10 protein-coding genes are annotated in these 13,774 nt (G+C 64.3%); 3 read left to right on the top strand and 7 right to left on the bottom strand.

What is annotated here, in order from left to right; translation table 11 throughout:
- Positions 1-79 precede the first annotated feature (79 nt).
- The 6 genes from BJ985_RS09230 to leuA form a co-directional block, all read right to left on the bottom strand.
- Positions 80-853 (bottom strand): type 1 glutamine amidotransferase, encoded by a 774-nt coding sequence (locus BJ985_RS09230; RefSeq protein ID WP_179387277.1) that lies wholly within the window; start codon positions 851-853, stop codon positions 80-82.
- Positions 846-2,123: a Mur ligase family protein gene (locus BJ985_RS09235; protein WP_005323158.1), complete on the bottom strand. Its 1,278-nt coding sequence runs from the start codon at positions 2,121-2,123 to the stop codon at positions 846-848. The genes BJ985_RS09230 and BJ985_RS09235 overlap by 8 nt, the downstream gene beginning before the upstream one ends.
- Positions 2,124-2,150: 27 nt before the next feature.
- A complete protein-coding gene (locus BJ985_RS09240) occupies positions 2,151-3,449 on the bottom strand; it encodes a DNA polymerase III subunit epsilon (RefSeq protein ID WP_179387611.1) in 1,299 nt (432 codons plus the stop codon).
- A 198-nt stretch (positions 3,450-3,647) separates the two neighbouring features.
- Positions 3,648-6,173 (bottom strand): hypothetical protein, encoded by a 2,526-nt coding sequence (locus BJ985_RS11650; RefSeq protein WP_218840707.1) that lies wholly within the window; start codon positions 6,171-6,173, stop codon positions 3,648-3,650.
- Between the two features lie 110 nt (positions 6,174-6,283).
- Positions 6,284-7,063: a hypothetical protein gene (locus BJ985_RS09250; protein WP_179387278.1), complete on the bottom strand. Its 780-nt coding sequence runs from the start codon at positions 7,061-7,063 to the stop codon at positions 6,284-6,286.
- Between the two features lie 57 nt (positions 7,064-7,120).
- Positions 7,121-8,938 carry a 2-isopropylmalate synthase gene (leuA, locus tag BJ985_RS09255; RefSeq protein ID WP_179387279.1) on the bottom strand — a complete coding sequence of 606 codons (1,818 nt, stop codon included), beginning with the start codon at positions 8,936-8,938 and terminating at the stop codon, positions 7,121-7,123.
- 217 nt (positions 8,939-9,155) lie between these two features.
- Here leuA and BJ985_RS09260 point away from each other — a divergent pair, with 217 nt between their 5' ends.
- A complete protein-coding gene (locus BJ985_RS09260; protein ID WP_179387280.1) occupies positions 9,156-10,283 on the top strand; it encodes a mannosyltransferase family protein in 1,128 nt (375 codons plus the stop codon).
- Here BJ985_RS09260 and BJ985_RS09265 read toward each other — a convergent pair.
- On the bottom strand, positions 10,280-11,158 hold the full coding sequence (locus BJ985_RS09265) for a DMT family transporter (protein WP_179387281.1): 879 nt from the start codon (positions 11,156-11,158) through the stop codon (positions 10,280-10,282). The two genes, BJ985_RS09260 and BJ985_RS09265, sit on opposite strands and share 4 nt — an antisense overlap.
- Before the next feature lie 226 nt (positions 11,159-11,384).
- Between BJ985_RS09265 and BJ985_RS09270 the strand changes: the two genes are divergently transcribed.
- Together BJ985_RS09270 and BJ985_RS09275 are read left to right on the top strand one after the other, a co-directional pair.
- Entirely contained in the window at positions 11,385-12,650 is a 1,266-nt protein-coding gene (locus tag BJ985_RS09270; RefSeq protein ID WP_179387282.1) for an aspartate kinase, read from the top strand.
- 35 nt (positions 12,651-12,685) lie between these two features.
- Positions 12,686-13,717, top strand: a complete 1,032-nt coding sequence (locus BJ985_RS09275) for an aspartate-semialdehyde dehydrogenase (protein WP_005327109.1) — start codon at positions 12,686-12,688, stop codon at positions 13,715-13,717.
- Positions 13,718-13,774: the final 57 nt, after the last annotated feature.

Here is a 13,774-nt window from a genome sequence, read left to right on the forward strand (position 1 = left end):
CTACAAGGGGAAGCGGCCGAGCCTGTGGATAACTCGGGGGTTTCGCGGCCGCCGGGCGAAGTTATCCACAGGTTTGGGCCTATCTTTGGGAGCGCGGGGGCTCGGAGGCGTTAAAACGTTCGACGCGCAGGCGGTCGACGGCCGGAATCTCAATCGGCTCGAGGTCCGCGAGGGCCACGCCCATGGCCTGGGCGAGGAGGAGATCCGCCAGCTGCGGGTTTCGGGCCAGCGCCGGGCCGTGCATATAGGTGGCGATGACGCTGCCTTGGACGGCGCCTTCGTAGGTGCGCTGGGCGGAGCCGTCGCTCAGATCGGCGGTGGCGGCCTGGTCGGCATTGCCATTGCCGCGGGTGAGCGTGCCGAGCGGCTGCGCGGAGGGGCCGAGGATGGTGGCGCCTAGGTGGTTTTCAAAACCGGTCAGCGGCTCGGTGAGGTCAGCGGTGACACCGGCGCGGGTGGGCTCGGAGGCTACCTCGCCGATGGCGCGGTCCTGCATGCCGGCCGTGGTGGCGTCGAGCAGCCCGACGCCGTCGACGATGCGGCCGGAGGCGCGGAAGGATTCGCCCAGGACCTGCAGGCCGGCGCAAATGGCAAAAATGGGGCGGCCGGCGTTTGCGGCGCGGGTGAGGCCGCCATCGGAAATCAGGTGGTCCGCGGCCAGGATCTGCGCGGTATCTTCGCCGCCGCCGAGGGTGTAGATATCCAGTGTCTCGGGCACGGGCTCGCCCAAGCGGATGGGGTGAATCTCCGCCTCGAAACCGCGCATGCGGGCGCGCTGGCGCAGGACGAGGGCGTTGCCGTCGTCGCCATAGGTGCCGAGGACGTCGGGAAGCACTAGGCCGATATTAAGCATTGGTGGCCTCCTTGGAAAGCGCCTTCTTCAAATCGCGGAAGGCGGTGTAGTTGGCGAGGACCTCGATGCGGCCCTCCGGGCAGGCGGCGAGCGCGTCCATCGGGTCCGGGATGAGCTCGTGGGAGATATCGGCGTAGACCAGGCGCACGGCCAGGTCGGTGCCGCGCTCGCCGGCGGCCTTGACGCTTAAGCCATTGAAGCCTTCGAATTTCACGTCCCAGAGCCAGGACATGTCGATGCCATCGGCCACCTGGCCATTGGTGGCGATGACCAGGCCATCGGCGCTGCGGTCCACCATGGACAGGGCTTCTTGCCAACCGGCCGGATTCTTGGCCAGCAGCAGGCGAATTTCGCGGCCCTTCCAGTGAATGGTGGAGTAGCGGCCGGCGACGTCATCGATGCCCTCGGCGGCCGCAATGGCCTTATCTAGGTCCACACCGAAGCCCTGCACGGCCGCGGCGATGGCCTGGGCGGCGTTGCCCCGGTTCGCGCGGCCGGGCAGCGCCAGGTTCAGCGGGCGCTTGGCGGTGGGGGTGATAATGCCATGCTTATCGACGCCCCAGGTAGGCTGCGGCCGGCGGAATTCGCGGCCGTCGGCAAGCGGCTTAACGGCATACCAGTCATCCTCGGTGCGCACGACGTGCCCGCCGGTACGCGGGCAGGTGACGGAATCGCCGAGCCAGCCGGCGCCGGCCGAGACCCAAATGACATTCTTGGCGTCGTAGGCCACGGAGGTCATGAGCACATCGTCGCAATTGGCGATGACGAGCATGTCCGGGTGGGCCTCCACGGCGCCGCGCAGGGCGCGCTCAATCTTGTTGATTTCACCCACGCGGTCCAGCTGGTCGCGGGTGAGGTTGAGCAGGACTAGGGCCTGCGGGTTGAGGTTATCGGCTACGTGGGGCACGTGGAGCTCGTCTACCTCGAGGACCAGGTGGGAGGCATCTTTGCCGGCCATGAGCGCGGAGATGATGCCGGCGTCCATGTTGTCGCCGCCGTCGTTGGTGGCTACGGTGTGCTCGGCGCGGACAGCGGCGGCCAACATGCGGGTGGTGGTGGACTTGCCGTTGGTGCCGGTAACCAGCACGGCCGGACGCCCACCGCCCAGGTTGGTCATGATGGAAGGGTCAATGGCATTGGCGATTAGACCACCGATCATTCCGCCGGCGCCACGGCCGGTGGCGCGGGAAGCGGTGGTGGCCAGCTTCGCGGCGGTTGTGGCGGTGGTGGTGCGCAACTTCTTCAGCGCACCCGGGACTCTAAAACTCATGTCCCCTAGGGTAGTCGGGCGGGCGGCTTAGTCGTTCTTTTTCGCCGCCGAGCCGCCAGAATTTCGTCGGCCCCTGCCGCGACCACCGCGGCCGCCGCGGCGCCGGCGCCGCTTGTTGTTCTTACCGCCGCCCTTTTTGTTGTTCTGCGGCGAGCGTTGGGCGCGCGGCGCAGGCTTGGCGGATTCGGGTTCGGGCTCGGCGTCTTCGATGCGCGTGAGGGCGTCAAGAAACGCCGCATCCGACATCAGCGGAATGCCCTTGCGGTGGGCATGCATGGGCTTTCCCACCAGATCCGTGGTGACATTGCAGACAACCAGCGAGGACTCGCGGGTAAGCTTTTCCGAATAATTGAGCTCCTCGCGCATGAGCGCGGCGATGATGGTGTCTGGGTCCTCGAGGATTTCCGGTGCGACGACGATTTCCATGCCGCGGCGCAGCTCCTTGCCCGGCTCGTATTTGCCGGGATTGTGGTGCTGGACGGGGGCCTCGGCGGCGTCGACGCGCACGTGGGAGCGTTGCAGGCCAAAGCGATCGGCGCGCACGTCCTCCGGTGCATAGCTGCGCACGGTGCCGCCTTCTTGCTGGCGGTAGAGCGCAATGAGCAGCTCGGTTTGCTCGCGCGAGGTTTCTGGCTCGGGCCGGCCGGCGCGCTCCACCGAGGCATTCGGCGTGGCGTCCAGGCCGCTCTGCTTGGCGACGCCCCCTAACCGCACATCATTCGACCGCACCTGCTGCGCATAGGAGGTGGCCAAGGTATCGATGATGCGAACCGGCGTGGGGACGTGGCCGACCTTTTGGCGCCGCCGGCGACCCTTGTTGCGGCCGCGGTTGCGCGCCCGGTTTTGGCGGGCGGCGGCCATCATGGCGCGGCGGGCCTCGGCAACGATAAATCCCCAGGTATAGGGGAGATCGTGGACGATGAGCGTGTGGCCGTCGATAAGCCTGTCCAGCGATTTAAGGATCTTGCCAAAAGCTGGTGCCTGCTCAATATCGGTGGTGCTCAGCCCGTGGAGGTGGCGCGGTCCGGCGTCGATATCGGGTTTAAGGACGGCGTGGAAGAGCTGGCCTTGTTCGCCGGCGTCGTTGAATGCGATGGCGTCGATAGTCACGATGCGCCCGGTGCTGGGGTGGATGCCGGTGGTCTGTAGGGTCAGCGCCACGTACGGGTAGTCGGCCGCATCGGTGGATGAGTCGGCTTGCTGCTGCTGTGGCTTTTGGTGAGCCGCCTCCGGCGCGGCAGGTCGCTCGTGACGGGCAGGTGGGTGCGGCTTCGGCTTCGGTTTTGGCTTGGGCTTTGCGGCGTCCGGTTCGCCGGACGGTCGCACTGCGCGGCGCGGCCGGGTACGTCGCTGTTCTGTGCCCGGTTTGGGCGCTGTGGACCTGGCCGCGTGGCGCGAAGCCACCGTCGCGGGCGACGGCGCTGGGGCCGACGCCGGCGTGTGCTGCGGGGAGGAGCCAGGTGTGTTGTTCATTAAACTCAGTGTAGTATCCCGCATTTCGTGCAGGGGGACAGGGCGCGCCGCTTAATTTTCCACGACGACAATGACCTTCGGCGGAGTCGTTGGCTCTTCGGGCTCCTCAGGTCGCCCCGGTGCTTCCGGCTCTGCGGGCTCTGCTGGCTCTGCCGGTTTCTCCGGTTCTTCCGGCTCTTCCGGCTCGGACGGTACCAGCGGCACCTCCGGTTCGAGCTCTACAGTGATCTCTGGTTCGGGGGTGGGGTCGATTTCTGAGCCAGGGATCGTCGTCGTAGGAGCAGTAGTCTCCGGCTCTGGCGTCGGCTCGAGCTCGGAACCTGCGATAGTGGTGCTTGGCGCGGTGGTAACCGGCACCGGCTTAGGCTCAGGCTCGGACTCCGAGGTCAGCAACGGAGACGTCGTGGTAGGTGCGGTCGACTCCGAGGGCTTTGAATCCGAGGACGCAGGCTCTGAAGATTCGGGCTCGGGCTGTGCCGAAGTGGACGTAGAGGACGCAGAGGTAGAGGTAGACGTAGACGAGTCTGCAGCCTGGGTCGGCTTAGACGTTGGCTCGCTCGTGGCAGAACTTGTGGCGGAGCTGGTGGCGGAGCTGGAAGGCTCTGCGGTCTGCTTTTCCGTCGAGGCTGCGGTGGTAGTTTCAGCTGTCGTTTTCTTGGAAGTTGTCTTTTCCGAGGTAGACGTGCTTGAGGTCGGCAGATCGGACGGCTCGGCAGGCGAGGATGCCTCAGAGGAAGGCTCCGCAGATGTCGTGCTCTTCGTGGACTCGGTGGTCTGGGAAGGCTCTGCAGCCTGGGTCGGCTTAGACGTTGGCTCGCTCGTGGCAGAACTTGTGGCGGAGCTGGTGGCGGAGCTGGAAGGCTCTGCGGTCTGCTTTTCCGTCGAGGCTGCGGTGGTAGTTTCAGCTGTCGTTTTCTTGGAAGTTGTCTTTTCCGAGGTAGACGTGCTTGAGGTCGGCAGATCGGACGGCTCGGCAGGCGAGGATGCCTCAGAGGAAGGCTCCGCAGATGGCGTACTCTTCGTGGACTTCGTGGTCTGGGAAGGCTCGGCAGACTGGGAGGACGAGGAGGTTGCGGTCGGCGCCTTGGCCGCTACCTGGGGTGCGGGTTCCGAGCTGGAGGATGGCGTCGAGGCAGGCGTGGTCCGAGACGGTGCGGGTGCCGGGGCAGAGGTTCGGACCGAGTCGACGTTGTCGGCTGCGGCACTGGCGGCAGCAGCGGCGGTGGAGGCGGCGCGAGAAATCGCGTCGGAACTGTCGCCGTGGTGGCCGCCGCGGGGTTCGCTGTGATAGCCACGTCGGTTGTCGGCGGCAGGGGCCTGGGTGCGGTCAGCGTGTGGAGAGTGCGTCGCGCTGGGCTTCTTCGTGGTCTGCGAAGTGAAGGTGGGGTGGTGCGGCGCTGGAGAGGAGGGGGCGTCGGCAAGCGGGGGCTGAGCCGAGGTACCGCTGGTGGGGCCGGCATCGTGGATGCGCGGCGTGGCGGGGTGCGCGGGGCGCTTGGGACCATTGCCGTCGAAGTGGGAAGAATCGAGGGAGGAATGGTTGTCTTCCGGAGCGGGCGCGGTGGAATGCGCGTTGGTGTCCGAAAGGGATTCGTCGTCGCTCAGCAGGTTGGTGGCTGCGGTGGCGCCGCCGCCAACGAGCACGGCGACGCCGGCTGCGGCCAGCAGGTTCGAGGTCACGGCACCGGAAGCGCCGGCAGCACCGGCGGTAGAGGCGACGCTGAAACCGCTGGCTGCGGAGGTGCCGGCGGTAGAGGCACCGGCAGCGGGGCCGCCGGGCACAGCGGATGCGGCCTGAGCGCGGGCTGCGGTAGCGGCGGACATGACGGCGGTGCCACCGGCGACGACACCCAAAATTAGGCCGGCGTGGTGCCTATTGGCGGCGTTGTGCGCGTAGATGGTGAGCGCGGGGCGGTCATCGGCGTTGTAGTGGAAGTAACCGTGGGCAATGGCGAGGCGGCCGGTCTTGGTGCAGTCGAGCACGGCAGGGGCGATCTCGCGGGCGGCTTCCCGGGGAAGGGAGCCTAAGAAGGTGCTATTGATATAGACGTCGACGGTATTGCGGCGCAGGAAACCGCGGGTGCGCAAAGAAACGAGGTAGTGCTCGTCGGTTTGCGGAAAGGCGGTGACGTCCTTGGAAAACTCCGTCAGCGTGGCGGTGGTCTCGCCGGGCAGCATGGTCCAGCGCTGCGCTGGCGGGTTATTGGCGGGAATGCACAGGTGCGGCGCCGGCAGCAGCAGGTTGAGCGTGGGCCATTCTTCCCCAGCGGCATCCGTCATGCTCACATGGGCGGTGGCGCGCGGGTGCAGGCCGGCGCTGAGAATCCAGTCAAAGAGGGCGTAGGCCTGGGAATCGGCGGCGCTGAGGTGGCCCACAAGCGAGTCATCGATCCGAACCGCGAAGCCTTCCTCGGCGGTACGGGGGCCGAGTTCTGCGGATAGGTAACCATCTTCCGCGGCTGTGGATTCGAGCAAGTCGCTGAAAATCTCTGGCGAAACATCCGCAATAGGCAGCTTATGGATCACGCCAAAACCGTGGTCAGGGACCACGTAGGTGGCGGAATCCAGCGAAGTCATTGGGGCCTTTCCATACGAAACAATAGTTACTTCGCATTTTAAGCATCGCTAGGGGCGATTTCCAATTTCCCAACCCGGCGAGAACGGGGTGTTATCCTGCCGAAAAGTTTCTAGAGAATAAAAATAAGTACGGCGATAAGCGCTGCAATTACCAGTAGGGCAATGAGGGTGGGCCACCACTGCCGGCGGCGCGGTGCGGCGTCATTGACGTTCACGGCGCGGAAGCTGGTGGTTTCGAAGGTTTCGGTGGCGGCGGGGGAGGTAGGGGTGGCGTCGGCAAGCGAGGCTTCCTTTGAATCCGGCAGCGGCGCACCCGCATAGATGCTGAGCACGCGGCCGGTGCTGCGCGGCGCATGGTAGGCATGGGCCAGGGTTGTGCCCTGCTTGGCGACGTCCACCCCATCCAGCCGCCCCACCCACTGCGGGCCCAAATAAGCATCGGCGCCGGATCCGGTGGTGCTGGGTGAAAGCGTCACCAATACGTGCATGCGCGCGTGGGCGGGAATATCCAGATCCGCAGGTAGCTCGGTGATGTTGATGGGCGGGGCATAGCCCAGCATCGTCCACGGGCCGGCCGGCGGGTTATTGGCCGGCAGGCAGAGACCCGGCCGAGGCAATAGGAGGGACAGGGATCCATCGGGCTGCCGCGCGGCCGTGGCTGCAGGGGTGAGCCCGGCGCGAAAGAGTAGATCTATCTCGGGGTATTCGGCGCGGTCGGCGCTGGTGATGTGCCCGATGGGGGAGTCGGTGCGCACCTCCAGGCCACCGTCCTGGCGGGGCGCCAAGGTGACGGTGAACTCCTGGCTTTCCTTCGTCTGCGCACCATAGATGGGTAGGGCCTGCACGGCGCCCAAGCCGCGGTGCGGAATGAGGTAGGTAGAAGAAGGCATACCCACCCTTCTACCACGCCGGGGCGCGGCGCTGGTGTTTAGCGCCGGCGAGCGCGCTTAGGCCAGGGCGCGGTTGACGGCGGAGTTAATCGCGTTAATGGAAGCCCGCGTGGTGGAGCCGGCGATGCCGGCGCCCCACACCTTGCTCTGGTTGACGTCGGCAGCGATATAGCAGGCGGCCTCGGCGTCGTCACCGGCGGAGCGGGACTGCTGGGAGTATTCCATGACCTCGAAGTCGATGCCCAGGGATTCCAGCGCGTTGGCATACGCCGCGATGGGGCCGTTGCCGGTGCCGGAGACGGTGGACTTTTCCCCGCGGAAGGCCACCGTGGCGGTCACGGCGACGTCGCCGTCAGCGGCCGGGGAGTTGTCTACGTGGAAGGCCTCCACGGCCAGCGGGGTCTCGCGGTCAAGGAATTCGGTGGCGAAGATGTCCCACATATTCTTGGAATTGACCTCGCCGCCCTCGGAGTCGGTGATTTCTTGCACCACGGTGGAAAATTCCGCTTGCATGGCGCGCGGCATATTGATGCCGTGGTCGGTCTTCATGATGTAGGCAACGCCGCCCTTGCCGGACTGGGAGTTGACGCGGATGACCGCCTGGTAGTCGCGGCCCACGTCCTTGGGATCGATGGGCAGGTAGGGAACCTCCCAGATGGCCTCGCGCAGTTCTTCCCACGAGACCTCGGTATTGTTCGCGCCGGGGCGGATGGTGGCCGCCAGCGCATCCAAGCCCTTGTTGATGGCGTCCTGGTGGGAACCGGAAAAGGCGGTAAAGACCAACTCGCCGCCGTAGGGGTGGCGCTCCGGCACGCGCAGCTGGTTGCAGTATTCGACGGTCTCGCGGATCTGCGGCAGGTCGGAGAAGTCAATCTGTGGGTCCACGCCCTGGGTGAGCATGTTCAGGCCCAGGGTGATGAGATCGACGTTGCCGGTGCGCTCGCCGTTGCCAAATAGGCAGCCCTCGATGCGGTCCGCGCCGGCCATAAAGCCCAGCTCGGCGGCGGCGATTCCCTCGCCGCGGTCATTGTGCGGGTGCAGCGAGAGCAAGATGTCCTCGCGGCGGGCTAGGTTGCGGTGCATCCACTCGATGGAATCGGCGTAGACATTGGGCGAGATCATCTCCACGGTGGACGGCAGGTTAATGATCATTGGGTTATCCGGGGAGGGATCCATGATCTCTGCTACCTCATCGCAAACCTCGCGGGCGAAGTCCAGCTCGGTGCCGGTAAAGGATTCGGGGGAGTACTCCCAGCGCCACGTGGTGTCGGGGTAGTCCGCGGCGATGGACTTGATGAGTGTGGCGGCGTCGGTAGCCAGCTTCTTAATGGCGGGCTTGTCCTTGCGGAAGACCACGCGGCGCTGCAGCTTCGAGGTGGAGTTATAAAAGTGCACGATGACGTTCTTGGCGCCCTCGCAGGCCTCAAAGGTGCGGCGGATCAGGTGTTCGCGGGCCTGGACTAGTACCTGGATGGTGACGTCATCGGGAATCTTATTGCCCTCGATGATTTCGCGGACGAAGTTGAAATCCGTTTGGGAGGCGGACGGGAAGCCGACCTCGATTTCCTTGTAGCCCATCTTGACCAGCAGGTCGAACATGCGGTGCTTGCGCTCTGGGCTCATGGGATCAATCAGTGCCTGGTTGCCATCGCGGAGATCCACCGCGCACCACTGTGGGGCGTGGGTGATTTTCTTGCTGGGCCACGTGCGGTCCGGCAGGTCGATGTCTTCCACCTCGACGGCGAAGGGCTGGTAGCGCTCGTGGGGCATGGCGGAGCCGCGCTGCTTATTCCACGCGGGCTGGCCTTCGCGGCGTGGGCCGTTCGGGGTGGTGATATCGCGAGGGGCGCTGATAAAAGAGTCAGTGGGGGACATGGTGCGGTTTCCTTGTCTGTGGTGTCTATGGGGAGACGGCCAGCTGGGCTTGGGTAGCCGGACTCCGCGACGGGGCGCTGGCCAGTGCTTAGGCCTAAATCCCGCCGCGGCAGATAAGGAGTAGGTCAATCCGCTGCGTCATATCGGTCACACTACAGGTTCTCTCACTATGTGGCAAGAGATTTCATTCAATGAGACACGGCGGCGGTACGGTACTATGCCTTTCGTGTCTACAGCCCGCCATGCCGCATCCACCTCACCGTCCTTACTGCGCTCCTTGTGGGCGCCTGCCGTGCTCGTTGCGCTCATCGGCGCCGCACTGCGCGTAGGTGCGCTCGCGGCGGTGGCCGCCGTGCAGGACGATAAGCTCTGGGGACTGCTCAACAAGTGGGACGCCAAGCACTACGTAGGAATCGCCCGCGGCGGGTACTTCGGGGCGGATATCTCTACGGATGGGCCGGTCCATGAGACGACGATGGCCTTCTTCCCGGGCTTTCCCTTCCTGGTGCGTGCGGTGAGCGGCATCTTGGGAACCGGCGAGGCCGGCACTGCCATCGCGCTCAACGTGCTCTTTAGCATCGCGCTGGCCGCCGGTGTGATGGCCCTGGCCGCGCAGATGGGCATGGGGAAGTGGGCCCAGGTGCTCAGCGCCGTAGTGGTCACCAGCGCGCCGATGTCCATCGTGTTTTCTATGCCGTATACCGAGGCGCTTTTCGGGGCACTGGCTATCTGGGCGGTGGTGGCGCTGGTGGGCGAGCGCTGGTGGGCCGCCGCGGCGTATATCTTTGTGGCCGGGCTCGTGCGCCTTACCGCGGTGGATCTCGTTGCGGTCTTTGGCCTTATGGTGCTGCTGCGGGCCCGAAAGGACTGGCGAGCCTGGGCTGCGGTGGCGTTTTCCGTCGTGCCGCTGGTGGGCTATTTGTGGTGGTCGAGCAACCATTTGAAAGACGTCGGCGGCTACTTTGGCATTCAGAAGGAACATTGGAATTCCGGCTTTGATGGTGGCAAAGCCACGGTGGTGTGGCTGTGGGAGACGCTCACCGGGGCCACCAATGGCGGCTACCTGCTCAGCGCCGGCGTAATGATCGCTGCTCCGGTATGCCTGGTGCTAGCGTGGCGCCGCCTGCCGCTGGCGGCCTGGCTATTTTCCGCCGTTCTCATGGCCAACGTGTTGCTTTCTGATGGCATCATGCACTCGCGGCCCCGGCTGCTCCTGCCGGCGGTGATCGTGTTGTTGCCGTGGGTGAAAAAGGGGGCGTCGGCAAGCGTGGCGGTTATTGCCTGGGCCCTGTTTGGCGCGTGGTTTTCGGCCTATATGCTCGGCGTATTTGAGTGGGCCATTTAGCCGCGCTGGCTCACCGGGCTGCGGGAGAGCACGATGGTGGACAGCACCATGACGGTCAGGGCGATGAGCATAATTGCCCAACCGACGGCCGTATCGATGAGGAATTTCTCTCCCAGAACCATGTATCCCAAGCCGAAGGCCACGATGGGTTCAAAGATGGTCATGGCCGGCAGGGAATGGGCCAGGGGGCCGGCGTTGAAGGAATATTGCTGTACCACCGTGCCGGTGAGCGCGAGGCCGATGAGGCCGTAGAACTGCCAGCTGGCTAATAGTGTGGTGAGGCCTTCGTGGGTGAAAATATCCACCACAGCCTTCGAGAGCAGGGCGACGAAGCCATAGATAACGCCGCAGGCCGTGCCCAATGCTGAGGGGCGCTGATCTGGTAGCTTTGCGGCCGCCGCGCCGAGGATTGCGAGGGTGGCCAACCCCACAAGGAGCGCCGGCCACCAGTCGCTCCATTCGGGGCGGGGATTGCCGGCAACCGGCCGGCCGTAGATGACCATGATGCCCACCGCGATGGTCAGCGCAATGGACCAGAAAACTTCGTGGAAGGGCATCTTGCGGCCGGAGTACCACGCCGATAGCGGCAGGGTAAACATCAAGGACAGCACCAAGATGGGCTGGACCACCAGCAAGGTACCGAAGCCGAGCGCGATAACCTGCAGGCCATAGGCGCCAATTGCGGCCGCGGTGCCCACCCACCACAAGGGGTTAGACATGGCGGCGCGCATGACCGAATCATCGGCGTCGAGGGCGATGCGGTGGCGGATGACCGTGCCCCAAGCAACCGTCAGCGCGGATGCGAGCGCGAAAAAGATGGCGAGGAGGTTGCTTAACACCCGCTCAACGGTAGTAAAGATTCCTGTTATATGCATATTCTGCGCTGTATGGCGCGCGTTTTTCTCCTTGGAGGCGGCCGGCGCATGGCGCGCTTTATGCTCGGGGCGTGTGAATAAAAAGCAAGCATTGTCTAGGAATTATGATGAGGACTAGACCCCTGCGGGGTAGCATGGGTATTTGACTAGTGACCGACAGGTATTTCTGGCGGTGTGCAGACGCGCGCCAGGGGTGCCTTGAAAGACGAAAGGCGGCATCCTTACCGTGGCCCTGATCGTGCAAAAATATGGCGGTTCATCCCTCGAATCCGCAGACCGCATTCGCGCCGTTGCGGAGCGCATCGTGGCCACCAAGAAGCAGGGCAACGACGTCGTCGTGGTGTGCTCCGCCATGGGCGATACCACCGATGAGCTGCTCGACCTTGCCGCCCAGGTCAACCCCGTTCCGCCACGGCGCGAAATGGACATGCTGCTTACCGCCGGCGAGCGCATCTCCAATGCGCTGGTGGCCATGGCCGTGGAATCCTTGGGTGCCCATGCTCAGTCCTTTACCGGCTCCCAGGCCGGCGTGCTCACCACCGAGCGCCATGGCAATGCCCGCATCGTGGACGTTACTCCGGGCCGCCTGACTGAAGCGTTGGATGAGGGCAAGATCTGCATCGTCGCCGGATTCCAGGGAGTTAATAAGGAATCGCGCGATGTCACCACGCTAGGCCGCGGCGGTTCCGATACCACCGCGGTGGCGCTAGCAGCCGCGCTGAACGCTGACGTGTGCGAGATTTATTCCGATGTCGATGGCGTGTATACCGCAGACCCGCGCATCGTCCCGGACGCGCAGAAGCTAGAGAAGCTCTCCTTCGAGGAGATGCTGGAGATGGCCGCGGTAGGTTCCAAGATTTTGGTTCTGCGCAGCGTGGAATATGCCCGCGCGTTCAATGTACCCTTGCGAGTTCGCTCGTCTTATTCAAATGACCCCGGCACCCTAGTTACCGGATCGATGGAGGATATTCCTGTGGAAGAAGCAGTACTCACTGGTGTAGCAACCGATAAGTCCGAGGCAAAGGTCACTGTCCTGGGCATCCCGGACCGCCCGGGGGAGGCCGCGAAGGTCTTCCGCGTCATTGCCGATGCAGAGATCAATATCGACATGGTCTTGCAAAACGTCTCCTCCCTGGAGGATGGCACCACCGATATCACCTTCACCTGCCCGCGTGCCGACGGCCCACGCGCCATGGAGCTGTTGACCAAGCTGAAGTCCGAGGGCGGCTGGGCCAATGTGCTTTACGACGACCAGGTGGGCAAGGTCTCCCTCGTTGGCGCCGGCATGAAGTCCCACCCAGGCGTGACCGCCGAGTTCACCGAGGCCCTGCGCGACGTCGACGTCAATATGGAGCTCATCTCCACCTCCGAAATCCGCATCTCCGTGCTCACCCGCGAGGCTGACCTAGACAAGGCCGCTCGTGCGCTGCACGATAAGTTCCAGCTCGGTGGCGAAGAAGAAGCCACGGTTTATGCTGGAACCGGACGTTAAATACCCAAAAAGCAACTACAGAGGATTTTTAAGTCATGACCACTGTTGCAGTCGTAGGCGCTACCGGCCAGGTCGGCCGCGTTATGCGCTCCATCTTGGAAGAACGCAATTTCCCGGCGGATAAGGTGCGCTTTTTCGCCTCGTCTCGCTCCGCCGGCACCGAGCTGGATTTTCGCGGCGAGCAGATTACCGTAGAAGACCTCGCTGAGGTCACCGAGCAATCCGTTGCCGACGTCGATATTGCCTTGTTCTCCGCCGGCGGCTCCACCTCTAAGCAGTGGGCCCCGGTATTCGCCGCGGCCGGCGCGACCGTGGTGGATAATTCCTCGGCTTATCGCAAGGACCCAGAGGTTCCCCTCATCGTTTCCGAGGTCAACCCCGAGGCAGCCAAGAACACCCCGAAGGGCATCATCGCGAACCCGAACTGCACCACCATGGCGGCCATGCCGGTGCTGAAGGTCCTCCACGATGCCGCTGGCCTGAATAAGCTCCACGTGTCCTCCTACCAGGCGGTGTCCGGCTCCGGTTTGGCTGGCGTGCAGGCGCTGGCCGCACAGGTCTATTCCGTTGGCGAGCACAATGTGGGCTTGGTTCACGATGGTTCCGCGCTTAATGACGAAGACTTTGGCCCGTACGTGGCACCTATCGCCTATAACGCCCTGCCGATGGCCGGCAACCTCGTCGATGACGGCTCCCTGGAAACCGATGAGGAACAAAAGCTGCGCAACGAATCCCGCAAGATCCTGGATATTCCGGAGCTGAAGGTAGCGGGCACCTGCGTGCGCATCCCGGTCTTCACCGGCCACACTCTGACCATTCACGCCGAGTTCGATAAGCCCATCACCCCAGAGCAGGCCACCGAGCTTTTGGGTGGCGCTCCGGGCGTTACGCTTGCCGACGTCCCCACTCCGCTCGCCGCCACCGGCATCGACGAGTCCTTGGTCGGCCGCATCCGCCAGGACCAGACGGTGGACGATAACAAGGGCCTCGTGCTCGTTGTCGCCGGCGATAACCTGCGCAAGGGCGCTGCTCTCAACACCATCCAGATTGCAGAGCTGCTCGTCTAGCACAGCGCTACTTCGCCGCCTGTCGCATTACAAAGCTCGGCGCCCTCCTTTCCTAAT

The organism is Corynebacterium tuberculostearicum (genome assembly GCF_013408445.1).
Taxonomy (GTDB): Bacteria; Actinomycetota; Actinomycetes; order Mycobacteriales; family Mycobacteriaceae; genus Corynebacterium; species Corynebacterium tuberculostearicum.

What these genes read in the sequence shown, in the direction of transcription:
- BJ985_RS09265 (WP_179387281.1), bottom strand. Translation starts at nt 11,158, where the DNA reads ATGCATATAACAGGAATCTTTACTACCGTTGAGCGGGTGTTAAGCAAC.
- BJ985_RS11650 (WP_218840707.1), bottom strand. Translation starts at nt 6,173, where the DNA reads ATGACTTCGCTGGATTCCGCCACCTACGTGGTCCCTGACCACGGTTTT.
- BJ985_RS09260 (WP_179387280.1), top strand. Translation starts at nt 9,156, where the DNA reads ATGCCTTTCGTGTCTACAGCCCGCCATGCCGCATCCACCTCACCGTCC.
- BJ985_RS09235 (WP_005323158.1), bottom strand. Translation starts at nt 2,123, where the DNA reads ATGAGTTTTAGAGTCCCGGGTGCGCTGAAGAAGTTGCGCACCACCACC.
- leuA (WP_179387279.1), bottom strand. Translation starts at nt 8,938, where the DNA reads ATGTCCCCCACTGACTCTTTTATCAGCGCCCCTCGCGATATCACCACC.
- BJ985_RS09230 (WP_179387277.1), bottom strand. Translation starts at nt 853, where the DNA reads ATGCTTAATATCGGCCTAGTGCTTCCCGACGTCCTCGGCACCTATGGC.
- BJ985_RS09275 (WP_005327109.1), top strand. Translation starts at nt 12,686, where the DNA reads ATGACCACTGTTGCAGTCGTAGGCGCTACCGGCCAGGTCGGCCGCGTT.
- BJ985_RS09250 (WP_179387278.1), bottom strand. Translation starts at nt 7,063, where the DNA reads ATGCCTTCTTCTACCTACCTCATTCCGCACCGCGGCTTGGGCGCCGTG.